Origin of the sequence: Bradyrhizobium sp. SZCCHNS2022, assembly GCF_032377575.1 — a bacterium.
Classification (GTDB): Bacteria; Pseudomonadota; Alphaproteobacteria; order Rhizobiales; family Xanthobacteraceae; genus Bradyrhizobium; species Bradyrhizobium aeschynomenes.
Genome location: NZ_JAUHHZ010000001.1, coordinates 931,932 through 955,056, shown reverse-complemented (window position 1 = coordinate 955,056; position 23,125 = coordinate 931,932). Strand labels below are relative to the sequence as shown.

The 23,125-nt window shown below is 64.5% G+C and carries 24 protein-coding genes; 12 read left to right on the top strand and 12 right to left on the bottom strand.

What is annotated here, in order from left to right:
• Nucleotides 1–176: 176 nt before the first annotated feature.
• The 3 genes from QXZ94_RS04165 to QXZ94_RS04155 all read right to left on the bottom strand — a co-directional run bounded on the left by QXZ94_RS04165 (nucleotide 177) and on the right by QXZ94_RS04155 (nucleotide 2,613).
• Nucleotides 177–1,028: a hypothetical protein gene (locus tag QXZ94_RS04165; protein WP_315719356.1), complete on the bottom strand. Its 852-nt coding sequence runs from the start codon at nucleotides 1,026–1,028 to the stop codon at nucleotides 177–179.
• Between the two features lie 440 nt (nucleotides 1,029–1,468).
• Entirely contained in the window at nucleotides 1,469–2,209 is a 741-nt protein-coding gene (locus QXZ94_RS04160) for a hypothetical protein (protein WP_315719355.1), read from the bottom strand.
• Nucleotides 2,206–2,613: a hypothetical protein gene (locus QXZ94_RS04155; RefSeq protein WP_315719354.1), complete on the bottom strand. Its 408-nt coding sequence runs from the start codon at nucleotides 2,611–2,613 to the stop codon at nucleotides 2,206–2,208. Before QXZ94_RS04155 ends, QXZ94_RS04160 begins: the two co-directional genes overlap by 4 nt.
• A gap of 1,230 nt (nucleotides 2,614–3,843) precedes the next feature.
• On the opposite strand from QXZ94_RS04155, the gene murI reads away from it, so the two are divergent.
• The 7 genes from murI to QXZ94_RS04120 all read left to right on the top strand — a co-directional run bounded on the left by murI (nucleotide 3,844) and on the right by QXZ94_RS04120 (nucleotide 9,520).
• Nucleotides 3,844–4,641: a glutamate racemase gene (gene murI / locus QXZ94_RS04150; RefSeq protein WP_315719353.1), complete on the top strand. Its 798-nt coding sequence runs from the start codon at nucleotides 3,844–3,846 to the stop codon at nucleotides 4,639–4,641.
• A gap of 12 nt (nucleotides 4,642–4,653) precedes the next feature.
• Nucleotides 4,654–5,427 carry an HpcH/HpaI aldolase family protein gene (locus QXZ94_RS04145; protein WP_315719352.1) on the top strand — a complete coding sequence of 258 codons (774 nt, stop codon included), beginning with the start codon at nucleotides 4,654–4,656 and terminating at the stop codon, nucleotides 5,425–5,427.
• 55 nt (nucleotides 5,428–5,482) lie between these two features.
• Nucleotides 5,483–5,869 (top strand): cupin domain-containing protein, encoded by a 387-nt coding sequence (locus QXZ94_RS04140; RefSeq protein ID WP_315719351.1) that lies wholly within the window; start codon nucleotides 5,483–5,485, stop codon nucleotides 5,867–5,869.
• Between the two features lie 98 nt (nucleotides 5,870–5,967).
• Complete coding sequence (locus tag QXZ94_RS04135; protein ID WP_315719350.1) at nucleotides 5,968–6,792, top strand: acyltransferase; 825 nt, start codon at nucleotides 5,968–5,970, stop codon at nucleotides 6,790–6,792.
• A 216-nt stretch (nucleotides 6,793–7,008) separates the two neighbouring features.
• Nucleotides 7,009–7,626, top strand: a complete 618-nt coding sequence (gene rpsD, locus QXZ94_RS04130; RefSeq protein ID WP_006609185.1) for a 30S ribosomal protein S4 — start codon at nucleotides 7,009–7,011, stop codon at nucleotides 7,624–7,626.
• A 212-nt stretch (nucleotides 7,627–7,838) separates the two neighbouring features.
• Nucleotides 7,839–8,378 (top strand): hypothetical protein, encoded by a 540-nt coding sequence (locus QXZ94_RS04125; protein WP_315719349.1) that lies wholly within the window; start codon nucleotides 7,839–7,841, stop codon nucleotides 8,376–8,378.
• Nucleotides 8,379–8,452: 74 nt separating this feature from the next.
• On the top strand, nucleotides 8,453–9,520 hold the full coding sequence (locus QXZ94_RS04120) for a threonine aldolase family protein (protein ID WP_315726081.1): 1,068 nt from the start codon (nucleotides 8,453–8,455) through the stop codon (nucleotides 9,518–9,520).
• Between the two features lie 148 nt (nucleotides 9,521–9,668).
• On the opposite strand, the gene grxD is transcribed toward QXZ94_RS04120, so the two are convergent.
• Entirely contained in the window at nucleotides 9,669–10,007 is a 339-nt protein-coding gene (gene grxD, locus QXZ94_RS04115) for a Grx4 family monothiol glutaredoxin (protein ID WP_006609190.1), read from the bottom strand.
• A 306-nt stretch (nucleotides 10,008–10,313) separates the two neighbouring features.
• On the opposite strand from grxD, the gene egtB reads away from it, so the two are divergent.
• Both egtB and egtD read left to right on the top strand, forming a co-directional pair.
• A complete protein-coding gene (egtB, locus tag QXZ94_RS04110; RefSeq protein ID WP_315719348.1) occupies nucleotides 10,314–11,567 on the top strand; it encodes an ergothioneine biosynthesis protein EgtB in 1,254 nt (417 codons plus the stop codon).
• Nucleotides 11,568–11,620: 53 nt separating this feature from the next.
• Nucleotides 11,621–12,592: an L-histidine N(alpha)-methyltransferase gene (gene egtD, locus QXZ94_RS04105; protein ID WP_315719347.1), complete on the top strand. Its 972-nt coding sequence runs from the start codon at nucleotides 11,621–11,623 to the stop codon at nucleotides 12,590–12,592.
• Here the strand turns inward: egtD and QXZ94_RS04100 are convergent.
• Both QXZ94_RS04100 and QXZ94_RS04095 read right to left on the bottom strand, forming a co-directional pair.
• A complete protein-coding gene (locus tag QXZ94_RS04100; RefSeq protein WP_315719346.1) occupies nucleotides 12,568–13,770 on the bottom strand; it encodes a low temperature requirement protein A in 1,203 nt (400 codons plus the stop codon). The genes egtD and QXZ94_RS04100 overlap by 25 nt on opposite strands.
• A 36-nt stretch (nucleotides 13,771–13,806) precedes the next feature.
• Nucleotides 13,807–14,046, bottom strand: coding sequence for a BolA family transcriptional regulator (locus tag QXZ94_RS04095; protein WP_315719345.1), 240 nt, complete (start codon nucleotides 14,044–14,046; stop codon nucleotides 13,807–13,809).
• Between the two features lie 245 nt (nucleotides 14,047–14,291).
• On the opposite strand from QXZ94_RS04095, the gene QXZ94_RS04090 reads away from it, so the two are divergent.
• The gene (locus QXZ94_RS04090; RefSeq protein WP_315719344.1) at nucleotides 14,292–14,657 is read left to right on the top strand and encodes a DUF427 domain-containing protein; all 366 of its coding nucleotides are present in this window, start codon (nucleotides 14,292–14,294) and stop codon (nucleotides 14,655–14,657) included.
• Between the two features lie 71 nt (nucleotides 14,658–14,728).
• Here QXZ94_RS04090 and QXZ94_RS04085 read toward each other — a convergent pair whose 3' ends face one another.
• Both QXZ94_RS04085 and QXZ94_RS04080 read right to left on the bottom strand, forming a co-directional pair.
• Nucleotides 14,729–14,902 carry a DUF1328 domain-containing protein gene (locus QXZ94_RS04085; protein ID WP_315719343.1) on the bottom strand — a complete coding sequence of 58 codons (174 nt, stop codon included), beginning with the start codon at nucleotides 14,900–14,902 and terminating at the stop codon, nucleotides 14,729–14,731.
• Between the two features lie 81 nt (nucleotides 14,903–14,983).
• Entirely contained in the window at nucleotides 14,984–15,160 is a 177-nt protein-coding gene (locus QXZ94_RS04080; RefSeq protein ID WP_315719342.1) for a hypothetical protein, read from the bottom strand.
• 170 nt (nucleotides 15,161–15,330) lie between these two features.
• Between QXZ94_RS04080 and QXZ94_RS04075 the strand changes: the two genes are divergently transcribed.
• Complete coding sequence (locus QXZ94_RS04075; protein WP_315719341.1) at nucleotides 15,331–16,527, top strand: acyltransferase; 1,197 nt, start codon at nucleotides 15,331–15,333, stop codon at nucleotides 16,525–16,527.
• Between the two features lie 290 nt (nucleotides 16,528–16,817).
• Here QXZ94_RS04075 and purL read toward each other — a convergent pair whose 3' ends face one another.
• A complete protein-coding gene (gene purL / locus QXZ94_RS04070; protein WP_315719340.1) occupies nucleotides 16,818–19,028 on the bottom strand; it encodes a phosphoribosylformylglycinamidine synthase subunit PurL in 2,211 nt (736 codons plus the stop codon).
• Nucleotides 19,029–19,224: 196 nt separating this feature from the next.
• Here purL and QXZ94_RS04065 point away from each other — a divergent pair, with 196 nt between their 5' ends.
• Complete coding sequence (locus tag QXZ94_RS04065) at nucleotides 19,225–19,707, top strand: PaaI family thioesterase (protein WP_172131011.1); 483 nt, start codon at nucleotides 19,225–19,227, stop codon at nucleotides 19,705–19,707.
• A 232-nt stretch (nucleotides 19,708–19,939) separates the two neighbouring features.
• On the opposite strand, the gene QXZ94_RS04060 is transcribed toward QXZ94_RS04065, so the two are convergent.
• From QXZ94_RS04060 to QXZ94_RS04050, 3 genes are all read right to left on the bottom strand, one after another.
• Complete coding sequence (locus tag QXZ94_RS04060) at nucleotides 19,940–20,677, bottom strand: tetratricopeptide repeat protein (RefSeq protein WP_315719339.1); 738 nt, start codon at nucleotides 20,675–20,677, stop codon at nucleotides 19,940–19,942.
• A 243-nt stretch (nucleotides 20,678–20,920) separates the two neighbouring features.
• Nucleotides 20,921–22,207, bottom strand: a complete 1,287-nt coding sequence (locus QXZ94_RS04055; protein ID WP_315726079.1) for a DUF1236 domain-containing protein — start codon at nucleotides 22,205–22,207, stop codon at nucleotides 20,921–20,923.
• 266 nt (nucleotides 22,208–22,473) lie between these two features.
• Nucleotides 22,474–23,046 carry a hypothetical protein gene (locus QXZ94_RS04050; protein ID WP_315719338.1) on the bottom strand — a complete coding sequence of 191 codons (573 nt, stop codon included), beginning with the start codon at nucleotides 23,044–23,046 and terminating at the stop codon, nucleotides 22,474–22,476.
• Nucleotides 23,047–23,125: the final 79 nt, after the last annotated feature.

Here is a 23,125-nt window from a genome sequence, read left to right as displayed (position 1 = left end):
CTCATCCCGCTCCAGAGGACTTTGAAACGCGATAAAATCAGGATGCTATGGTTCGCTATCCCGCCTCCCTTGAGGGGTGCAGTCCAGCGCTGTCACCGTAATTTCTCGCCTCCCGGGGAAACATGTTGAGAAATGAGTTGGCGTTGACAATGACCAATTGTCATTGAATGCGTGACCTAGCTGTCCGTTTTTCGCGGCGTGTTTTTCACCGCCTCACGCGAAAAGAATGAATTTGAGGGATCTCGAATGAGATTCAGGGCACGCGGCTCATCGAGCGAACTCAACTCCCCGGTCCGTAGCATCTCCATCAGGCCCGAAACATCCCCCCAAAAATCCCTACGCACACGCAGACCGTGAGTTTGAATGTAGGCGTCGCGTACTCCGTACATGTACACAACGAACTCATCGAGGAATTCTTGGCTGTGTTGCTCGCTCCAGTTTTCCCATCTGTCGAAGATGAAAGTCCGGTAACGTTCCTGCGAACAGAGAAATCGCGCAGCGTCCAGCAACTCCGCGGCGGGAGGGTAATGACCGAATTCCACCGCTGGAATGCGCGCCGAGTGACTGTCAGGTCTCGCGAAAAACCTGTCACGAATGAACTCATCGGCTTCAGCAGAAGACGTTCCGGGAATCTGTCGGGCATTCACACGACGGGCCAGCGCCACCGCAACAGGAACCAGCTCCGGATCGTAGTCGCTCCAATCGATTGTCGAATTGTGGATGCTGAACGCATCGACTTCTCGCTGCTGGGCATCCGACAAAATTTGATGCGTCCCGACCACATCGAACATGGCCGTCATCCGAGAATCGTCCAAGTAGGCCTGCGTCAGCGCCGCGACATCTTGCTCCGTAGTGGCACCAAACTCCGCGAACGGTACAGGAGCATAAGCTTCGGGACGCACACGTTTATATCGGTCTTCCCAAAGCTCGCCCGTTGCGTACCCTCGCAGCGTACCGGGCGCGCCTGGTTCCCGGTCACCCTTGCTTTGCTTATCGCCGCCCTTGTTTCGCCGCCGACGTTTCGTCATGCCCTGTGATCATCCTTTTCCAATCAAGGAAGCGATTCTGAGCCCTTCGCGAACCCTATCACCGTCGCTGCTCGAGGCTGTGAAGTCCTCAGGTGAGGCTGAAGGTGATCGCGATTGAGAAGAACACGAACCGCCAACTTATATCAGTTTAAAGTTGCGAATGACCACAACGTCGCTCCTAGGCCACGCTGCCTCCATAGGATGGTTGCGACGAACCTCAGAACGAGCGTCGTGATCAGCAGGATCACGTAGACAGTGTCCATTGCTTGAGCCTTCACTCATGAACGCTGCTAAGGGCCAAAAAGCGGCCTCCCGGCTCACCAACGAAAGTCCGCGCGCGGTCGTTGCCATGTTCAGTGATCTGATGCGGCACATCGGGAACAGCGAGGCGCGCCGGTATCAGCAATCATTCACTGTTCCGGAGCCATCGCTCGTGTCCTTCAGTCCTGCACAAACATCTTGCGTGCGCGAATGGACTGCCACGCCTCCGGCGAATCCAAACTTTCGATCTTACCCATCGCAATGGCGCGCAAGAGACTGTGCGCGCCGAGATAGCCGCGATTGATCAGCCCATACTTGACCGTGATCGCGTCCTCGAGTGGCGTCACGACATCCCTCAGAAGGTCGTCGTCTACGGCAGCAAATTCGCCCTTCTTGATGACCTCCTTGATGATGCCCCAATAGGCAGAGTTGGCCATCAAATCGCGTGCCATCCACATCACCTCTTCCGCCCTCGCTTTTTTGGTGAGGATGCCGCTGCGATCGCCCGCCCGTTGAAAGAACCGATCCTCCAGGAAGGCGCGAGCCGCCGGATCGTCGGCACCGGAAATCGCGCCGGCGCCAATCCATCGCGCGAGCGTGACCGCAAGATTCAAGAGCATAGGATCACGCGTGGCGTCGAGCGGCGGGAACGGGACCTTTCCGCAGAAATCATGAACGAATCTGGTGACCTTGAGACCTCGTGCCCGCCAGCTCCTGCGGGCAACGAAATCGGCCAGCGCCAGCTCGATTGCGTTGACTTCTTCGGTTGTGAAATCGCCATGCATGCCGGCACGCTCGAATACCCGTCGGGCCGCTTCGTCAGCCTGGAGGAAAGCCGTCAGTTCGAGCAATTCGTCGACACTCGTCGGCTCGAAGATCTTCTCTGGCGGAGGCGACGAATAGTCAGATTCAGGGCTCATCCTTGGCACTTCCACTCGTTCTTTTCGGTGGCGTGGGGCGTCCGAATTGCCGTGTAGTAGGTCGAAATCCGATAGCTACTGTGGCCCTGCAAAACCAAGTCTTGCCAAACCTCCACGAATATCTGCTTGTCGAAATTGGCCTCAATATCGATTGCTCGGTAGTTCTTCTCCCACAGCGCCGTGGAAAGGCGATCGAGTTCAATAGCGCCGATATCGGGATTTGCTTTCTTGATCTTGTCCTCGCCGTAATCGTAGGAGGCGGTAAACGGCACTTCGACTCCGCCGACAAGCAACTTGAAGTGCGTCGAGCGTTCCATCGGAGGCGCGTCGCGCACCCATTGAACGGCCAGACCGCTTTCCACATGCGTTGAACGTCGCAGGTCCGGATCAAATCTAATCGTCATGCAGTCACCTTCAAACTTCGCAACCGTTCTTCCAAAGCGAAATCGTCCGAATGAACCTCCGGGCTTGTCGACCGGCGTTGCGATCGCCCTATCAGCCGCAGCCCCCCCCTTTTTCAATTCGCCAGCAAGTATGTCCGGGTGCGCAGACGCAAGGCGCTATCACGACAACCCTAAAATAAGATTTTCCAAATCGTTACGAAGCGATCGCCAGATCAGCACGGCAGACGAAGATTTCTATTCCGTTTTCCCGAATGCCATGCTATGGTCTCGCGTCCCGCCTCACTTGAGGGGCGCATCGCGATCGTCACGAGCGTGGAGTGCGGGATGCGGTGGGCGTATCGGGTTGCAGCGTGAGCGATCATGCCGACGAACGATCCGATGCGCACGGCGAAATCGTGTGGTCCTGGTCTCCCGGTGCCGAGACCAAGTCTGCGTCGCAAAGTCTGGACGAGCGCGCAAGGCGACGGGGTCAAAAGCCGGTCCCCGGGGAGATCACGTATAAGCCGTAGAGCCATCGCGCGGGGAAGGCCGGATGATCCGGCCCGTACCTGTGGTGACTGCCGCCTGCTTTTTTGTTGCAGGCGGGCCATGGGTGCGACCGGCACCCGGCCTTCCCCGCGCCCTCATTTTCGAGAGGGCGATGAGACGAGCAACACTCGGACGCGACAGCGGGTGCGAGGATGAGATGCCGTGCCGACACACTCCGTCGTCGTCCCGGGCAAGCTGCGACGACGCGACAGCGGCGGCGCGGCGCCGACCCGGGACCCAGACTCCGCGACGGTGGTGTGGCGCACGATGGAGCGGCCAGCCTTGCGCAACAAATTCCGCCGGCGGTTATGGATCCCGGCGTACGCCGGGATGACACCGGGTTTTGTGGCGAGCAGCTTCCGTTTTCCCGAGAGACGTCAGCTCGCTGCTCCACCCTCCGCTGTCGTCCGGGCAAGCTGCGGCGACGCGACAGCGGCGGCGCGGCGCCGACCCGGGACGCAGACTCCGCGGCAGTCGTGTGAGGCACGATGGAGCTGCCAGCCTTGCGCAACAAATTCCGCCGGTGGGTATGGATCCCGGCATTCGCCGGGATGACACTGAATTTGCGGCGGCCAGCGCGGCTCACGGATGCATGTTTGAACCTTCGCTCCCGCCACCGGAACACACCGAGACGCCCTACTCCCGCCAAATCCCGCAGAAAAACCGACTGAACCGCCCTTTCCAATCCGGTACACTCGCGACGTGACAAACCGCCCGACGATTCTCGTATTCGACTCCGGCCTTGGCGGCCTCAGCGTGCTGCGCGAGGTGGTGCGGGCGCGGCCCGATGCGCATTACGTCTACGTCGCCGACGACGCCTTCTTTCCCTACGGCCATCACAGCGAGCCGGCGCTGATCGCGCGCGTGGTGCCGCTGATGGGCGAACTGATCACGGCACACCAGCCCGACCTGATCGTGATCGCCTGCAACACCGCCTCGGTGCAGACGCTGGCGCCGCTGCGCGCCGCCTACACCACGCCCTTCGTCGGCACCGTGCCGGCGATCAAGCCGGCCTGCGCCCAATCGCAGACCAAGCGCGTCTCCGTGCTCGGCACCAGGGCGACCGTGCAGCGCGAATACACCCATGCGCTCATTCGCGATTTCGCGCAGGGCTGCGCCGTGACGCTGGTCGGCTCGCCGGAGCTGGCCTCGCTGGCGGAGGCTGCGCTGAGCGGAACCAGCGTCAGCGACGCCGCGATCGCGGCCGAGATCGCGCCCTGCTTCACCGGCGATGCCGACGACGCCGGCGCCCGCACCGACACCGTCGTGCTCGCCTGCACGCATTATCCGCTGCTGCTCGACCGGCTGCAGAGGCTGGCACCCTGGCCGGTCGCCTGGATCGATCCGGCGCCGGCGATCGCGCGCCGCGTCGTCGATCTGCTCGGCCCGCAGTCCGACCGCGTCGATCACGGCGGCGCCACGATGATCTTCACCTCGAACAAGCCGCATCAGCTCAGCCGGGCGCTCATGCCGTTTTTCGGCGGCCGCGTGCCGGCCTGACGGAGACACCCGATGTCCGCCGCTCCCAAACCGCTGAACCGCCTCAAGCAGGCCTGGCGCGACAAGCGGCCGACCTTCGGCGCCATCGCGACCATCCCGAGCATCCAGACCGTGCGTATCATGGCGCAGCAGCTCGACTGGATCATCGTCGACCTCGAGCATGGGCCGATCGACCTCTCCACCGCGCATGCGATGATCACGGCCACGGCGGGGACGCCCTGCGTGCCGCTGGTGCGCATCGCCGCCAACGAGCCGCATCTGGCGAAAGCGCCGATGGACCTGGGCGCGCTCGGTATCAACTTCCCGATGATCTCGAGCCGCAGCGATGCCGAGAAGGCGGTGCGCAGCGTGCGCTATCCGCCGCGCGGCGACCGTCTCTGGGGCCCGTTCCACGCGCCGTTCCATTGGAACGTGTCGATGGCCGAGTACATGGCGACCGCCGACGACGACATGATCTGCATGGTCACGATCGAGCATGTCGAGGCGGTCGAGCGCATCGACGAGATCATGGCCACCCCCGGCATCGACATCGCGGTGATCGGCCCGGGCGACTTGGCCACCTCGATCAACAAGCGCGGACAACTCGATGATCCCACGGTCAAATCGCTCATCGCCCGCGCCGAGGCCGGCATCCTCAGATCCGGCGTGCCGATCGGCGGCGCGGCGCGCTCGGCCGAGCAGGCCAATGCGATGATCGAACGCGGCTACCTCGCGCTGGCGCTCGGATTCGATTGGTCCTTGTTCCAGCGCGGGATTGCCGCAAGCTTCGAGGGGATCAAACGCTGAGTCGGATGCTCGCGCTTCACGTTCCGAACGAAAAACAACATTAGGGGAGAAGCTCATGATGAAGAAGACGATTTTCGGCCTGTCACTGGCCGTGCTCGGGCTCGGCGCCGCGCTGGCACAGCAGCCGGCGATCAAGCGCACCGTGCTGAACAAGACCGACTTTCCGGACGGTTATACCATCGTCCAGGCGATGGCCGAGGTCGCGGCGGGCGGCGCCGCGGGGCGGCATACCCACCCGGGTGTGGAGACCGCCTACATCCTGGAGGGCGAGGCCGAGCTGATCGTCGAGGGGCAGCCGGACCGGCACCTCAAGGCCGGGGATTCGTTCCAGATCCCGGCCGGCGTCGTTCATGACGCCAAGGTTCACGGCGACAAGGGGCTGAAGGTGCTCGGCGTCTACGTGGTCGACAAGACCAAGCCGCTCGCCTCGCCCGCGCCATAGACCGGCGCTTCCGTAACCCGGCTCGCGGTGTTAACAGCAGCAGCCGCCGGGACCCGGCTCAGGCCAATCAGAACCAACGGGGAGCGACAGGTTTCAGGATGCGCGGAACGACCAGGCCGATTTCGCTGCACCGCCGTCTGATCATCGATCTGATGCATGCCTCGCGCGACGTGCCGTTCGTGTCCGTGGCCCGCGCGGTCCGGATCGGTCCGCTGCTGGACGCCCGCGCAGCGGCCGTCCGTCCGCCCGGTTTCGCCGCTGTTTTCGTCAAGGCGTTCGCGCTGATCGCCCGCGACGAGCCGGTGCTGCGCACCCTCTACACCGGCTGGCCGCGGCGCTGCTTCTACGAGCTGCCGCGCAGCGTGGCTACCGTCACCATCGCCCGGGTCGAGAATGGTGAGGATTGCGTGCTGCCCCAGCGCGTCTCCGGGCCGGAGACGATGTCGCTGGCCGAGATCGACGCCATGATCCGGCAGGGCAAGGAGGCGCCGGTCGAGGATGTCGCCATGTTCCGCAAGATCATGCGGGCGACCCGGTTACCGCTCCCGCTGCGCCGCTTCGCCTGGTGGGTCGGGCTGAATTTCGGCCGCCAGCGCGCCAACTGGTTCGGCAATTTCTCCGTCACCAGCATCGCCGCCTGCGGAGGCGGCCGGCTGCACGCCCTGAGCCCGGGGCCGTTCATCATCAATTACGACGTCGTCCGGCCGGACCAGACCATCGACATCCTGATCCGCTGGGATCACCGGGTGACCGACGGCGCGATGATCGCCAGGACCGCGATCCGGCTCGAAGAGGTGCTGAACGGCGAGATCGCGGCCGAGCTGAGGGCTTCATCGGCTCTCGGGCCGGGATTGGCGGGGATCGACCGGGACTGCGAGGGGAAACGGCCGAAAATCACCTCCGTCGGGAGGCCGCAGGGGTGATTTGCCGGCAAAATCGGCGGTTACGGTTTGACAAGTCAGCGGTTTCTCCCTTAAGAACCGCCCTGCTCGCGGGCCGCTTTCGGCCCGCGTTGCGTTTCGCGACCCGTGGCCTTCTCCCTTCATGCTTTGGGGATGGGCCTGTCGGTGGACCCGGTTCCCGGGACACACAGGAGGGCGCGTTTCCTCAAACCCGAACGAAAGACTGAAGAGGACGCGATGACTAAGCGCAGTGAGGCGAAGTACAAGATCGATCGCCGCATGGGCCAGAACATCTGGGGCCGCCCGAAGAGCCCCGTCAACCGCCGCGAATACGGCCCCGGCCAGCACGGCCAGCGCCGCAAGGGCAAGCTCTCCGACTTCGGCGTGCAGCTGCGCGCCAAGCAGAAGCTGAAGGGCTACTACGCCAACATCTCCGAGCGTCAGTTCCACGGCATCTATGTCGAGGCTGGCCGTCTCAAGGGCGACACCGGCGAGAACCTGATCGGCATTCTCGAGCGCCGTCTCGACACCGTGGTGTTCCGCGCGAAATTCGTCTCGACCATGTTCGCCGCGCGCCAGTTCATCAACCACGGCCACATCAAGGTGAACGGCCGCAAGGTCAACATCGCGAGCTACCAGGTCAAGCCGGGCGACGTGATCGAGGTCAAGGAAGCCTCGAAGCAGCTCGCCGTGGTGCTGGAAGCCAGCCAGCTCGCCGAGCGCGACGTGCCCGACTACATCGAGGTCGATCACTCCAAGATGACCGCGAAGTTCATCCGCATCCCGGCGCTGTCGGACGTGCCGTTCGCGGTGCAGATGGAGCCGCATCTGATCGTCGAGTTCTACTCGCGCTGATCTTGACGGAGCGCTGCTCCGCCCACATTTGATAATCCGAAGGCCCTGGCACGCGCCGGGGCCTTTGTTTTTGGACGTCTGCTTTGGGTTTTCGGATGAGGCGAACCGATTCCCGAATGCCACACTTGCCACCGAATCGCCTCACCTGGGGCTGACAGCGAATCCGACCCGTGATTCACTGCCCGCAGTTGTAAAGTAGCGGGGCGTTCGCCATGGAGTTCAACAGGCGCAATATCATCTTCGGTGCGTTGCCGGCCGATGCGGTCGGTGCTCCACCTCTGCCGCCGTTGCGCGCTTCACCGTTACGCGCGCGGCTTTCGGGGATCCGCTACCGTTTCAACGACGGCCTCTATCCGTCGACCGTCTTCGACCTTCTCGAACGCTCCTGCTGGCACGTCCAGTCCGATGCGACAGCCCATGTGATCCGCCATCTCGGCACCGGGCTCACCTTTGCCGACGCGCAACTTCGCTACGATCCGTTCGCGCTCGAACTTCTCCATTGTCTCGACAATTCTCCCGAACCCGCTGACGAGTGGCAAACCATGCTCGTCGGCTGGGCCGCGGTGAACATGGGCTGGAACATCAAACGGCAGCGCCCGGGCGCGTCATTGGTTCTTTCACCCTCGCGGCGCAGCCCGATGGAGTCCTGGGTATTCGATTGCAGCGAAGCGCCGGCGCTGGTGGCCGAACCGATCGAAGCCCGGCCGTTGCGGCGGCCGGACATCTGGCTCAATCCGCCGCGCGCGGCCTGATCGAGGAGGAGCTTTTTGCGGGAGCGATGCGAGTTGGGTAAGGTCCTCACGTGAAAGCCGAACGAGGACTGCCGATGTATTACACCCCGCCCCCGCGCGATCCCAAGGCGCCGCCCGTGCGCGTCAATCTTCTGTCCGACACGCAGACGCGTCCCACGGCCGCGATGCGCGAGGCGATGGCGCGTGCCGAGGTCGGCGACGAGCAGATCGGCGACGATCCGACCGTGCACGAGCTGACCGCCCGCGTCGCTGCGCTGCTCGGCAAGGAGGCGGCGGTGCTGATGCCGTCGGGCACGATGTGCAACGTCGCGGCCACCTTGGTGCACTGTCGCCCCGGCGACGAGATCCTGGCGCACGAGACCGCGCACATCATCTCTCGCGAGGGTGGCGCGCATGCCGCGCTCGGCGGCTTCCAGGTGACGCAGCTGAAGGGCCCCGACGGCCAGTTCACGCCGGAGACGTTCCGCGCCGCGCTGCATCCGCGCTCCCGCTACCAGCCGCCGCAGACCGTCGTCAGCGTCGAGCAGACCGCCAATATCGGCGGCGGCACGATCTGGAAGAAGGCCGATCTCGACGCAATCGTTGCGATCGCCAAGGCGAACGGCATGGCGACGCATATGGACGGCGCGCGGCTGCTCAATGCCACCGTCGCCACTGGCATTTCGGCTTCCGGCATGACCGCCGGCTGGGATTCGGCCTGGATCGATTTCTCCAAGGGTCTGGGCGCGCCGATCGGCGGCGTGCTCGCCGGCAGCGCGGCCTTCATCGACGAGGTCTGGCGCTGGAAGCAGCGCCTCGGCGGCGCGATGCGTCAGGCCGGCGTGGTGGCGGCCGCCTGCATCTACGCGCTCGATCATCACGTCGACCGGCTGGCCGAGGATCACGCCAATGCGCGCGCGCTGGCCCGAGGGCTGTCACAGATTCAGGGCGTCGAGGTGCAGGAGCCCGAGACCAATCTGGTGTTCTTCAAGCCGGACGGTACAGGCGTCTCCGGCGACAAGATGGTGAGTGAACTCCGCAAACGCGGTGTGCTGCTGGCGATGATGGATGGCCGCATCCGCGCCTGCACGCATCTCGATGTGTCAGCCGCGATGATCGAGGAAACGATCGGACATGTCAGGGAGATCGTGCGCGGCGCATGAGGATCAAGGCACGAGCGCCTCTAGATCAATCGGTGCACATCGCTCGCGACGCGCGCCGAGCTCGGCGGCCGTCTGCTGAGCAATGACCAGTTCACGGCGTTGATGATGGCGTCAACGCCGTGATGTCTGCTGCTGCGGACGGGATAGCTCAGGCGGACGCCGCCGTGCCGACCGGGATGCCCTTGTCGGTGAACAGCTGCTGCAGCTCGCCGCTCTGGAACATCTCGCGGACGATGTCGCAGCCGCCGACGAACTCGCCCTTCACATAGAGCTGGGGGATCGTCGGCCAGTTCGAGAACGTCTTGATGCCGTTGCGCAGCTCCGCGGATTCCAGGACGTTGAGGCCCTTATAGCCGACGCCGACATGGTCGAGGATCTGCACGACCTGGCCGGAAAATCCGCACTGCGGAAACTGCGGCGTCCCCTTCATGAACAGGACGACGTCGTTCGACTTCACTTCGTTGTCAATGAATTGCTCGATGCTCATCTTCGCTTCCTCTAGGGCGCCTCAAGGAACGCCTGGGGCTCGGTGCCGCTCTGATCGCGCCAGGTTGCAGGTCGTCCCGGCTCGACGGGTCACTGTCCTATATGTAGCGCAAACCGTTGTTCAGCCAAAGTAAAATGCCGAGGATCCGCGCGCAGCCCCGCCATCCTGCCGGACGATAGCCTGACGGCAGCAATATTATAGCCGGAACGAGGGTTTCATCCCGTAACCAAGCCCCTATTTAGGACGAACCGTCCAAAGGAACTTGTTCCGCCGAACGTCGTTTTCTGCAGGCATACGGAGACCCTCGTGACCAGTTCAGCCTCCGCCACGGCCCCGCTTTCCATCACAGACGTGCGACAGACCTCCCGCTCGGCCCCCCAGAGCGAGAGCTTGATCGAGGCTTTTCTGGCCGTTCGTGGCGAGACCGAGCGCCGTGCGGCGCCGCTAAGTCCGGAGGATCAGGTCATCCAGTCGATGCCGGATGCCAGTCCGGCCAAATGGCATCGGGCCCATACCACGTGGTTCTTCGAGCAGTTCGTGCTGGGCCAACACTGCCGAGGATACACCCCTTTTCATGCGGATTACGCCTTTCTCTTCAACTCCTACTACGTGAGCGCGGGCCCACGTCATACGCGGGGCGAGCGCGGGCTGATCACCCGGCCGGGGGTGGCCGACATCGCCGCCTATCGGCGGCATGTCGATGCCGCGATGGTGGACTTCCTGCGCAACGCCGATGCGGACACATTGGCCGCCATCGCGCCGCTCGTCGAAGTCGGTCTCAACCACGAGCAGCAGCATCAGGAGCTGTTGCTGACCGACATCCTGCATGCATTCGCGCAGAATCCGATCGCCCCCGCCTACGATCCGTCCTGGACATTTCCGACCCCGACGGGCGCAAGCGAGGAGTGGGTCAGTCTCCCCGAAGGCATCCACACGGTGGGGCATGCCGGTGACGGCTACCATTTCGACAATGAACGACCGGCCCACCGGACCCTTGTCGGCCCAGTCAAGCTGGCGCGCAATCTCGTCACCAACGCCGACTGGCTCGCCTTCATGGCGGACGGCGGCTATGCGACGGCGACGCTCTGGCTCATGGACGGCTTTGCCGCAGCCAGCCGCGAAGGCTGGCAGGCGCCAGGGCACTGGTACAAGGTCGAAGGCGAGTGGCGGATGATGACGCTTGGCGGATTGAAATCCGTCGATCCGAACGCACCCGTCTGCCACGTCAGCTACTACGAGGCCGACGCCTTCGCACGCTGGTCCGGCAGGCACCTGCCGACCGAGATGGAATGGGAGGTCGCCGCGCGCGGCCATCAGCTCAACGACGCCTTCGGCATTGTCTGGCAGTGGACGCGGAGCGCCTACAGCCCCTACCCGGGCTATCGCGCCATCGAAGGCGCGCTCGGCGAGTATAACGGCAAATTCATGGTCAATCAGCTGGTGCTGCGCGGATCGTCGCTCGCAACGCCGGCGAGCCACAGCCGCGTCAGCTACCGCAATTTCTTCTATCCGCACCACCGCTGGCAGTTCACGGGCCTCCGGCTCGCGGACTACGCCTGAACCGCCGGCAGCAAGGCCCGAGAGTCGCGCCTGTGCGCGTCCAGGAGAGTATCATGAACGTGCACGTCAACGCTTTGTCCGACGCCCATCTGCCCGACGACAAGACGTCGGCCTTCGCGCAGGAGGCGGTCGCAGGTCTCACGCAGCAGCCCAAGCAGCTGTCGCCGAAATATTTCTATGACGCCGCCGGATCGGACCTGTTCGAGCAGATCACACGGCTGCCGGAGTACTACCCGACGAGAACCGAGCTCGGCATTCTCAGGGATCGCGGCGCCGACATCGCCAGGATCATTCCGGGAGATGCGGCCCTGGTCGAGTTCGGCGCCGGCGCCACCACCAAGGTGCGGCTGCTGCTGGAAAGCTGCCGCTTTGCGGCCTATGTGCCGGTCGATATCTCCGGCGATTTCCTGACGGCACAGGCCGACAGCCTGCGCCGCGATTTCCCCGATCTCGCCGTCCATCCGGTGATCGCCGATTTCACGACGGCGTTCAAATTGCCGGACGCCATCGAAGGCAAGCCGAAGGTCGGCTTCTTTCCGGGATCGACCATCGGCAATTTCGAGCCGCACGAGGCCTGCCGCTTTCTGCGCTCGGCGCGCGAGATCCTGGGCGTCGGGGCGCTGATGATCGTCGGCGTCGACCTCGAGAAGGATGAGCGCGTGCTGCATGCCGCCTACAACGACGCGGCCGGCGTGACGGCGCGCTTCAACCTCAATCTGCTGCTGCGGATCAATCGTGAGCTCGGCGGCAATTTCGACCTGTCGGCCTTTGTCCATCGTGCGATCTACAATCGCGAGCAGCACCGCATCGAGATGCATCTCATCGCACGGAAGCCGCAGGCGGTGCGTCTTTTGGGAACGACGATCTCGTTCCGCGCCGGGGAAAGCATTCACACCGAGAACAGCTACAAATACAGCATCGAACGCTTCGGCGCGCTGGCGCGCGGCTCAGGCTGGAAGGTCCAGACGGTGTGGACCGACGCTGAGAAGATGTTCTCGGTTCAGGCGCTCGTCGCCGAAGCGTGAGGCTCTGGCTTGGCGCGAAGCGAGAGCGTTTCCCACACCGCGACGATCGCTAGCAGCGCGCTCGTCAGCGCCGAGAGAACCAGGGGCGACAGCTCGGTCGCGAACCAGCTGAGGCCTGCCAGCGCGAGCAGCCCGGCGCCATGTGACAGTTGAAGAAACCCGCGAACCTCGCGCTTGAACAGGATCGTTCCGACCAGAAAGACGAACGGTCCTCCAATCAGCACCGCGGCCGTCTTGACGTCATTGTGGCCGAGCGGATGTTTGAGCACGATCTCATCGGCCACCGCCGACACGATGATGCCGGCGACGATCGGCATGTGCAGATAGGTGTAGGCCGAGCGCGCGATGAGCCCGGACTGGCTGGAGCGCGAGATCATCTCCGAGCCAGCCTCGGCGCCGCGGTTGAAATACACCGCCCACATCGCGACTGTTCCAACGAAGGCACAGGCAAAGGCTGCGATGTTGGCGCCGGTCCAATCGAGCTCCGCAAAGGTCGCGCCGGTGACGACGATCGATTCGCCGAGCGCGATGATGATGAAAAGCGCACAGCGCTCCGCCATGTGGCCGCCCTCGACCATCCAGTCTTCCGCGGTCGACGCGCCGAGGCCCGGTATCCAGAAGCGCACAGCAGGCGAGATGTATTCGAGCGTGAGCGCGGCGCACCAGAGCGCCATCCGGACCGGCCCTTCGGCAAGTCCGCCGAGCAGCCAGAGCACGGCTGAGGCGCTGAGCCAGGACAGAATACGAGCGGCGTTACGGCGGACCGGCGCCCGCTGCGGCGGCGTGACCGTGAACCAGAAGGCGGTCCTGCCGACCTGCATAGCGGCGTAGGCGATCGCGAACCACAGACCGCGGTCCTCGAACGCGCGCGGGATCGACATCGACAGCACGAGGCCCGTCAGCATCAAGGCAAACAACAGGCCTCGCACGAGCGCCTTCTCGGGATCGAGCCAGTTGGTCACCCAGGCGGTGTAGACCCACACCCACCACACCGCGAGAAACAGCACCGCCGTCTGCGCGGCCCCCAGCGGCGTGAAATGGCTGATCAGATGATGCGAGATCTGCGTCACCGCGTAGACGAAGACCAGATCGAAGAACAGCTCGACGAACGTGACCCGGCTGTGCCGATTCGGCTCGAGCACGCGGAACAGCGCACCACGCGGATTGTCCAACGCCATCTTCCCCCGGATGCGTGCTGCCGTCTGCGGCCTTGATCAGCGCTGGTCGGGCACCCCTGTCTGAAGCGCAAGCGCATGCAGAACGTCGCCCATCTGGCCGCGCAGCGACTGATAGACGAGCTGGTGCTGCTGCACGCGGGACTTGCCGCGGAAGGCCTCGGAGATCACGGTCGCGGCGTAATGGTCGCCGTCCCCGGCGAGATCACGAATCGTCACCTGGGCGTCGGGGATGGCGGCCTTGATCATCTGTTCGATATCGTGGGCATCCATGGGCATCCCGGTGCATCTCCTTCTGTCGGCGGGCCGCGGCTGCAGCTCCCCTTAGTGGCCCGTCGAACGGTACGAATCAAGGCGTTCTCGCGCGACCGTGATGGCCGAAACTAGCGCGGACGGGTTTCGAGGTCACGTTCGGAACCACTATATACCGGGACCGGAGAACGGACCCGGGACCGGGTGACGCACCCGAGAAGGGGATGGCGAGGGGCTATGGCGTCGGCGGTTTCGACATTGAGGGGTATGACATGAAGCTTCCAGGGCCGGACCACCCGATCAGCATCGCCCGCAACCCGAAGCGCGTGCGGGTGCTCGCCGATGGCGTCGTCATCGCCGACACCACGGGCGCACTCACGCTGAAGGAAGCGAGCTATCCGGCTGTTCAATATGTCCCGCGGACCGATGCCGCGATGGACGCGCTCAGAAAAACCGATCGCATCACCCATTGCCCGTACAAGGGCGACGCCAGCTATTTCAGCATCGTCGCGGGCGACAAGACATTGGAGAATGCGATCTGGAGCTACGAGACGCCCTTCCCCGCGATGGCCGAGATTGCAGGCTATCTGGCATTCTACCCCGACAAGGTGCGGATCGAGGAAGTCGCGGTCGAGTGATGCTGAACTGATCGACCGCCGCTGGCGACACCGGTGCAGCGGTCGATCTGGAAATCCAATCCGATGACTTGCTACACCCTGAAGATCGTCAGTCCGAGGATCAGGAGCACGAGGAAGATCACCAGGAAGATGTAGAACAGGATCCGCGCAATGTCCGCGGAAGCTGCCGAGATTCCGGTGAAGCCGAGGATGCCGGCGACCACCGAAATCAAGAAGAACAGCAGCGCCCATTTGAGAAGAGTCACGGTATGGTCCTCCGGTGCAGCGCCGTCCCCGGCGCGTTCGCCTCACTAACGACGCCGCCGGGAACCGGTTCCTTGGGCCATTCAAACCGCCTGGAATTTACGCAACTTCGAGCGGCCCGGTCCGTAACTTCGTAGCCGGTCCGTTCGTATCGAGATCGGGTGTGAATAATCGGCGAAGCTTGAGAAAACGGCTTGCGGGCCGCTGCGCTTGCTGATTTGCAGCACCGACGACGACATCTGGTATTCCGGCGCCGTCATGCGCCTGCTCGGGGCCAACGCTCCAGCGCTGGCGGCGCCAAAATCACACGAGCTGATTCATTGTCGCTCGCGCAGCCTTGGAATCGACGTTCGCATCACGCCTCCGCAGCGAGACGATGCAGGAGTATCATCGGCTAAGCGGGCACGGCAGCAGCGGCGCTGGGGGGTATATGGTCATATCGGTTACGCAATCGGCGGCTGCCGCCAAGGTGGAGCTTCAGGCCCGCCCGCGGGCGCGGGCGCGCAACGCTGCGCTCGACCACGCCCGCACGTTCCTCACGCTGGTGGTGTTGCTGCATCACGCCGTGATTCCTTACACCTATTTCGGGCACACCGATTCGACCTCCTTCCTCGGCTTCGACGGCATCGTGCTGGCCACCGACAGCTTCTTCATGGCCATGTTCTTCTTCCTGTCGGGGCTGTTCGTTTGGTCTGGGCTTGCTCACAAGTCGATGATGCAGCACCTGCGCGACCGGCTCTTGCGGCTCGGTCTGCCGTTCGCCGTCGCCGCGCTGACAGTCATTCCCCTCGCTTATTATGCGATCGAGCTGCGCGCCAATCCGGAGGCCACCTTCTCCGCCTTCTGGTGGAAGACGGTCACCCAAGGTCCGTGGCCGAGCGGTCCGATCTGGTTCATCTGGGTGCTGCTGGCTTTCGACATATCGGCCGCACTGCTCTACAGACTCTCGCCGCGCCTGCTCGAGCCGATCAACCGGCTGTCGCTGCGGGCCTTCGACCAACCGCGCGATTTCTTCTTCGTCTTCCTGCTGATCACGGGCCTGCTGTACATTCCGTCCCGGCTCTATTTCGGGCCGACCCACTGGTTCGAGGCCGGGCCGTTCTCGGTGCAGGCCAGCCGCATCCTGCTCTATGCTGCCTATTTCTATGTCGGCGCCGGCATCGGCGCGGCAAATTTCGAGCGCGGCCTGCTGGCCGCAGAGGGGCAGATGTCGCAGCGGGGCCTCGGCGCCTGGATCGTGGTCACGATCGTGCCCTACGCGCTGCTGTGGGTGCTGATCACGATCAAGCGTCAGGTGCTGGGCAACCCGCCGGAGCTGCCGCAATGGTACGAAGCCGCCTACGGCTTCTTGTTCGTGATCTTCAGCGCTGCGATGATGTTCGCGATCCTGTCCTACTTCCTCAACCACCGCCGCTCGGAATTCTCCGTGCTCGACCGCATGCAGGCCGATGCCTACGGCATGTTCCTGGTGCACTACCCCATCGTGCTGTGGATCCAGTATTGGCTGTTCGATCTCAACCTGCCGGCCGTCGCCAAGGCGACGATCGCATTCGTCGGCAGCGTGCTGCTGAGCTGGGGTGCGACCTGGGTACTCAGGCAGATCCCCGGTGCGAAGAGCGTGCTGTAGGCATTCTCAACGGCATGCGAGGAGCAAAGCGACGAAGCATTCCTGGGTCCCGCCGGAGCCCTGGATTGCGTCGCTTCGCTCGCAATGACGCGCTGGGAAAGGCCACGGCGCTCGCAACAAACTCCACTGTCGTCCCTGCGGACGCAGCGCCCCATAACCACAGGACCTTTTTGTTGGCGCAGGTCAACGAGCAGCCTGCCCAGCCACTCCGGTCACGGAATATCGTTCCCGGATCGGCGCTATGACGGCGCCCCGCGCCGTCATAGCTTGTCCGGGACGACAGCGGTGGGTTATGCGGTGCGACCGCCCATGTAGCTCGGCAGCCAGCTTTCGAACCGCGTCTTGAGCGCGGCAACCTCGACTGAAGCCTCGCCGGCGATAGCCAGCGCGGTGCCGCCGGTGGTGCCGATACGCGTGCACGGCACGCTGGCGCCGCGCATCTTGGCGAGCACGCGGCCGGCTTCGGTCTCCGGCACCGTCACGAGATAACGGGCCTGGTCTTCGCCGAACCAATAGGCATGCGGCACGATGGAAGCAGGTGAAGCCAGCAGGCGCGCGCCGATGCCGGAGGCCATCGCCATTTCGGCGAGCGCGACCAGAAGACCGCCGTCAGAGAGATCGTGCGCGGCGGTCGCGGTGCCCGCGTGGATCATGCCGCGGACCACGTCGCCGATGCGCTTCTCGGCGGCGAGATCGACCGGCGGCGGGGCGCCCTCCTCGCGGCCACAGACGTCGCGCAGATAGACCGACTGGCCGAGCCAGCCATGGGTCTCGCCGATCAAGAGGATCGCCTCGCCCTCGGCCTTGAAGGCGATGCTCGCCGACTTGGTGAAGTCGTCGAGCAGCCCGACGCCGCCGATCGAGGGCGTCGGCAGGATCGCGCGGCCATTGGTCTCGTTGTAGAGCGAGACGTTGCCGGACACGACGGGGAAGTCGAGCGCGCGACAGGCTTCCGAGATGCCCTTCAGGCAGCCGACGAACTGGCCCATGATCTCGGGCCGCTCCGGATTGCCGAAATTGAGATTGTCGGTGATGGCGAGCGGCCGGCCGCCGACCGCGGTGATGTTGCGCCAGGCTTCGGCCACCGCCTGCTTGCCGCCCTCGAACGGGTCCGCTTCGCAATAGCGCGGCGTGACGTCCACGGTCAGCGCCAGGCCCTTCGGCCCGTCCTGCACGCGCACCACCGCAGCGTCGCCGCCGGGGCGCTGCACGGTGTTGCCGAGAATGACGTGGTCGTACTGCTCCCAGATCCAGCGCTTCGAGCACAGATCCGGCGTCGCGATCAGCTTCTCCAGCGCCGGGACGATGTCCAGGGGCGCCTTGACCTCGCGGGCATGGATCACCGGCAGCGCCGGCGAGGCGACATGCGGGCGGTCATAGAGCGGCGCCTCGTCGCCGAGCTCCTTGATCGGCAGGTCGGCCATGACGTCGCCGCCATGCTTGACGACGAAGCGCTTGCTCGGCGTGGTGTAGCCGACGACGGCGAAATCGAGGCCCCATTTGCGGAAGATCGCCTCGGCTTCCTTTTCCTTCTCGGGCTTCAGCACCATGAGCATGCGCTCCTGGCTCTCGGAGAGCATCATCTCATAGGCGCTCATGCCGGTCTCACGGGTCGGCACGCAATTGAGGTCGAGGTCGACGCCGAGGTCGCCCTTGGCGCCCATCTCGACCGCCGAGCAGGTCAGGCCCGCCGCGCCCATGTCCTGGATCGCGATCACGCAATCGGCGGCCATGATCTCGAGGCACGCCTCCAGCAGCAGCTTCTCGGCGAAGGGATCGCCGACCTGCACCGTCGGGCGCTTTTCCTCGGAGGAATCGTCGAACTCGGCGGAGGCCATCGACGCGCCGTGGATGCCGTCGCGGCCGGTCTTCGAGCCAAGGTAGACGATCGGCATGTTCACGCCGGAAGCGGCCGCATAGAAGATCTTGTCGGCGTCGGCGAGGCCGACCGCCATGGCGTTGACCAGGATGTTGCCGTCATAGCGGGTATGGAAGCGGGTCTGGCCGCCCACCGTCGGCACGCCGAACGAGTTACCATAGCCGCCGATGCCGGCCACCACCCCGGACACCAGATGCCGGGTCTTCGGATGCTCGGGCGCGCCGAACGACAGCGCGTTCAGGCACGCGATCGGGCGTGCGCCCATCGTGAAGACGTCGCGCAGGATACCGCCGACGCCGGTCGTGGCCCCCTGGTACGGCTCGATGTAGCTCGGGTGGTTGTGGCTCTCCATCTTGAACACGACGGCCTGGCCGTCGCCGATGTCGATCACGCCGGCATTCTCGCCCGGGCCCTGGATCACCCACGGCGCCTTGGTCGGCAGCCCGCGCAGATGGATGCGCGACGACTTGTACGAGCAGTGCTCGTTCCACATCGCCGAGAAGATGCCCAGCTCGGTGAAGGTCGGCACCCGCCCGATCAGCTTCAGGATGCGCTCATATTCGTCCGGCTTCAGGCCGTGGGCGGCGACGAGCTCGGGGGTGATCTGCGGTTCATTGCGCATGGAGAGATGCCTTTGCCCGTGGGCCGCTGGTCCCTTGAACCCTGCTTCATAGATACAGAGGCCAAGTGGGAAAAGGCCTTTTACGGCCCTATTCCGCCCTGTCCAGAGCTTTGGCCCGGACCGCCCCGTGGGATATTTGCAGAATGGCGACTGATCGGATTTAAGACGGTAAATCAACAATTAAAGGCCCCCACACGTGCACGACCTGTCCCGTTCCGCCTTCGAGAACCGCCCCGGTATCCACATCGCCACATCAGGCGAGTTCGCCGGCTGGCGCACCTGGATGCGCGACAGCTACGAATCCCACACCGGCCCGTTCTGGCACCGGATGGAGGAGGACGGCTCGATCCGCTGCGCCTTCCGGGTCGAGAAGAAGCACCTCAACGGCGCCGGCAACGTCCATGGCGGCTGCCTGATGACCTTCGCCGACTACTGCCTGTTCGCCTTTGCCGCGCCCATCCTGCAGGGGCCGGGCGTGACCGTGTCGTTCTCCTCCGAATTCCTCGACGCTGCGCGGGAGGGTGAATTGATCGAGGCCACCGGCGAGGTCACCCGCGCCGGCGCGTCGCTGATCTTCCTGCGCGGCATGCTGCATTCCGGCACCAAGCCGCTGTTCTCGTTCTCCGGCACGATCAAGCGGGTGAAGCGGCGGACGCCGGAGGCGGCGAGCTCGCCGTAGCGGGAGCCAATAGCTCGCCGTCATTCCGGGGCATTCGCGCACAAAATGGCGAAGCCATTTTGAAGCAGCGCGAATGAGCCCGGAATCCATAACCCCGAGCGGTGGTTGGGACGGAGATCGGCGCCACGCGCAGCTCGCGACAAATGCCCGTTCGTGAGTATGGATTCCGGGCTCGCGCTGCGCGCGTCCCGGAATGACGCGTGGACGGAGCGTTCGTCGCCAACCGCCCCCGCTACCCCGCGATCTGCTTTTCGGCGACGGCGATCCACTCGGCCTGGGCCTTCCGGACGTGGCGCGGGGAGCGCTTCATCTGGATCAGGAGCTCCGTGAAGACCACCTTGGCCTCGTCGACGCGACCGACTGATTTGAGCAGCGATCCGTAGCGGGCCTTGGCTTCGCTGCTCGGCGCGTAGTCCAGCAGCGCCTGATATTCCTCGATCGCCTCGTCGGTGCGGCCCGCGTCCTGCAAGGCGCGCGCATAGAGCAGATGCGCGTCGGACGAATTGTAGTCCGGCCAGGTCTTCTGCAGCTCGTCGAGCGTCGCCAGCGCATCCGCGGGACGCCGGCGCGCGAACTGGGCCCTGGCCTTGCCGAGGGCGAACAGCGGCTCGTGGCCCATCGGCAGGCTGAGGATGTGGTCGTAGTGCTGCTCGGCCTCGTCATAGCGACCGACGGCCACGCATTCCTCGGCCAGCGCGGCGCGGTTCGCAATCGTGTCGGTCACGGCAACGCGATCCGACAACTCGCGATAGTATTTTTCGGGATCGAGCTTGTTGGCGACGCGCTTGCGCGCCTTCTGCACGTCGTGACTGCCGAGCCATTCGGGGATCAGCTCGACCACGATGTAGGCCAGCGCGCCGATCATCGGCACCATCAGGATGATGAAGGCCCAGGGCTGCATGCGCCCGGTGCGCGATGCATGGTAGATCAGCGAAATGTCGAGCAGCAGTACGACAAGTGCGACGGGCACGGCAGATCCCCCACTCACGGCTTTACACGCCGACGTTGATAGCGTGGCCGCGCGCGGCCGACAATCCCGCCCTCCGCGCCGATCCGATCGACGATGCCAGTTTGACGCGTCCGGACAACAGAGGGTTCAAACCAAGGACGCGCGGCACGTTCGATGGTCGTACGGAACGCCATCCTTTGTATCAAAAAAGGGCGGAAGCGCGTCGCGCTCCCGCCCTCGAACCCGCGGACTCGCCGCGGGGTGTTACTGCTGCTGGTCGATGACCTGCACCACCTTCTGATCCCGCGGGTCGACCAGAATGACCTGCTCGCCGATCGCCAGATACTGATAGTTCGCGAGCTCCGGATTGGCCCGGGCGAGTTCGTCCGGCACGCGGCGCAGGCTCAGGCAGCTCGAGCCGGACGAGGTGGAAGACGACGATGTCGTCGAGCCCACGGTGCCCGTCTCGGTGGCCGCGCGACGCAGGATCTGGCGCTGATCATCCGATAGCACGATACGGGTCGAGCTCACGCCATAGCCGCCGCGGTCATAGCCCCGGTCGGCACGCACGCCGTTCTGCGGAATCACATCGACGATCTCGCGGCTGCGCGGATCGACGATCGCGATCTCATCATGCACGACGGTGTACTCGTAGCCGCGATATTCCGGCACGATCGCGATGATGTCGGTCGGAAGCGGACGGGGCCGCACGCGCTCCGGCAGGCGCTCGCCGACATTGATGCGGATGTTGATGTCGGTGCGCGCGCGGTCGAGATCGCGATCACGGCGCAACCGATCGACGACCTGCGTTCGCTGCTGGTCGTTGACCTGAACCTGGGCGTTGGTGCGGTTGCCGTTCGGCTGGGCCTGATTGTTGGCCTCTCCGGTCTGCGGAGCAGCGCCGCCCGGACCAGTCTGCGGGTTCTGTTGCGCAGTCGAGCTCTTGGTGTCCGCGCCACCGGGCTGATTGGCCTGCTTGTTGCGGTCGTTGTCCGGCTTGTCGACGGTCTTGTCCGCAGCCTTGTCGGACGTGCCGGTCTTGCGTTCGTCCTGGCTCTGCCGGGTCTTGTCCTTGTCGGGGCCGTTACGGTCGCTGCGATCCGCTTCGCGGTCGGACTTGCCGCCCGCCTTGGATTCCGCAGCACGGTCCTGCTGCGCCTTGGACTCTGCCTTGGACTCTGCCTTGGATTCGGCCTTGGTCTTGCCGTCTGCTTGCTTGTCGGCCTGCTTGCTGTCGGTGGCCGACTTCGACTCGGCGCTGTCCTTGGCATCGCGGGCGCGCTCGGCGGCTGCACCGCCCTTGCTCTCGGCGCTTTGCTTGGCGTCATGCGCCGAACGCTCGGACGATCGTTCCTGCGCCTGCTCGCGTCCTGCAGCCGGCGAAGGCTCGCCGCGGCGCTGCTCCTGCGCGCTCTGCTTCGCCTCGAACCCTGCGCGCTCGGCGGCCGCAGCGCCACTCTTCACCTCACCCTTGGCCTCGCCCTTCGCCTCCGCGGCCGGACGCGTCGCCTCGCGCGCCGACGAAGCGGCGGGGCCGCCCTCGCGCTTCATCTCGGATTGGGCCGATGCAGCACCGGATGCCGTGCCGATCGCCAGAATGATTGCGGCCGTTCCCAGCCAATGTTTCGTCGTCATGAGAGAACCTCCTTGGTTCCCTGCCCCATTCGCGGGCGGACAACGCGAACAGCCGCTCGGCGTTGCCGGGCGGCTCAGAAAAATCGCGCGGAACGATTTCGATGAACGGCGCCTTCACCGAGCGCCGAGGACCGCATCGGCAAAGATGCGAAGCGCCGCTCCGCGAACCGCCGCGCTTACAGTCACTGCCGCGGCGGCAGCCCGAGCAGAACCAGGACGGGAATGGCAAACTGCGCAAAGTTGGTGGTGCTGCCTTTCTCGCTATCTGCCGAGCTGATCAGGCTCGCACTGCCCTTCACCCCGAACAGCACGCCGCTGACCTGATATTCCCGGGTCCCGTCAGGTGCCACCTTCAGGCGCCTGACACGAAACACCCGCGGCACACCGGTGCCCTTGTCGCCATCGACGCCGAGAATCGTGGTGGTCTGGCCGGGCACGCGCCGGTCGAGCAGCTTGATGGTCTGCTCCTGAGACGCGCGGAATTGCTCGATCGTCATGGTCGTGTTGGGCGGGTAGAGTCGATAGCTCACCTTCGAGCCGGGGCCGCATTTGGCGTCCTCGCACAGGAAGAAGGTCACGTCGGCGCCGTTCGGCCGCTGCGGTTTCCAGCCGCTCACCGCGAACGGCGCCGCGGCGGCCGAGGGCGCTGCCGCCGGTGTCTCAGCCCGAGCCGCGCCGATGCCGGGGACAACCGAGAGCAACGCGGACAAGAGCAGCCAGCGCAAGGCGCGCCAAGTGAGGGGCAGCGTCGACATCAGGGCACCGTCGGGATCGAGGCAGGGGCGGACGTCAAGGACGTCTGGGAGATGGAGGAACGTCCCGCAACCTCGATCA

What these genes read in the sequence shown, in the direction of transcription:
- purL (WP_315719340.1), bottom strand. Translation starts at nt 19,028, where the DNA reads ATGCGCAATGAACCGCAGATCACCCCCGAGCTCGTCGCCGCCCACGGC.
- QXZ94_RS04145 (WP_315719352.1), top strand. Translation starts at nt 4,654, where the DNA reads ATGTCCGCCGCTCCCAAACCGCTGAACCGCCTCAAGCAGGCCTGGCGC.
- QXZ94_RS04075 (WP_315719341.1), top strand. Translation starts at nt 15,331, where the DNA reads ATGGTCATATCGGTTACGCAATCGGCGGCTGCCGCCAAGGTGGAGCTT.
- QXZ94_RS04055 (WP_315726079.1), bottom strand. Translation starts at nt 22,207, where the DNA reads ATGAAGCGCGAGGGCGGCCCCGCCGCTTCGTCGGCGCGCGAGGCGACG.
- QXZ94_RS04155 (WP_315719354.1), bottom strand. Translation starts at nt 2,613, where the DNA reads ATGACGATTAGATTTGATCCGGACCTGCGACGTTCAACGCATGTGGAA.
- QXZ94_RS04050 (WP_315719338.1), bottom strand. Translation starts at nt 23,046, where the DNA reads ATGTCGACGCTGCCCCTCACTTGGCGCGCCTTGCGCTGGCTGCTCTTG.
- QXZ94_RS04090 (WP_315719344.1), top strand. Translation starts at nt 14,292, where the DNA reads ATGAAGCTTCCAGGGCCGGACCACCCGATCAGCATCGCCCGCAACCCG.
- QXZ94_RS04120 (WP_315726081.1), top strand. Translation starts at nt 8,453, where the DNA reads ATGTATTACACCCCGCCCCCGCGCGATCCCAAGGCGCCGCCCGTGCGC.
- QXZ94_RS04135 (WP_315719350.1), top strand. Translation starts at nt 5,968, where the DNA reads ATGCGCGGAACGACCAGGCCGATTTCGCTGCACCGCCGTCTGATCATC.
- QXZ94_RS04165 (WP_315719356.1), bottom strand. Translation starts at nt 1,028, where the DNA reads ATGACGAAACGTCGGCGGCGAAACAAGGGCGGCGATAAGCAAAGCAAG.
- QXZ94_RS04125 (WP_315719349.1), top strand. Translation starts at nt 7,839, where the DNA reads ATGGAGTTCAACAGGCGCAATATCATCTTCGGTGCGTTGCCGGCCGAT.
- QXZ94_RS04160 (WP_315719355.1), bottom strand. Translation starts at nt 2,209, where the DNA reads ATGAGCCCTGAATCTGACTATTCGTCGCCTCCGCCAGAGAAGATCTTC.
- QXZ94_RS04100 (WP_315719346.1), bottom strand. Translation starts at nt 13,770, where the DNA reads ATGGCGTTGGACAATCCGCGTGGTGCGCTGTTCCGCGTGCTCGAGCCG.
- egtD (WP_315719347.1), top strand. Translation starts at nt 11,621, where the DNA reads ATGAACGTGCACGTCAACGCTTTGTCCGACGCCCATCTGCCCGACGAC.
- QXZ94_RS04140 (WP_315719351.1), top strand. Translation starts at nt 5,483, where the DNA reads ATGATGAAGAAGACGATTTTCGGCCTGTCACTGGCCGTGCTCGGGCTC.
- QXZ94_RS04080 (WP_315719342.1), bottom strand. Translation starts at nt 15,160, where the DNA reads ATGACGGCGCCGGAATACCAGATGTCGTCGTCGGTGCTGCAAATCAGC.
- rpsD (WP_006609185.1), top strand. Translation starts at nt 7,009, where the DNA reads ATGACTAAGCGCAGTGAGGCGAAGTACAAGATCGATCGCCGCATGGGC.
- grxD (WP_006609190.1), bottom strand. Translation starts at nt 10,007, where the DNA reads ATGAGCATCGAGCAATTCATTGACAACGAAGTGAAGTCGAACGACGTC.
- QXZ94_RS04095 (WP_315719345.1), bottom strand. Translation starts at nt 14,046, where the DNA reads ATGCCCATGGATGCCCACGATATCGAACAGATGATCAAGGCCGCCATC.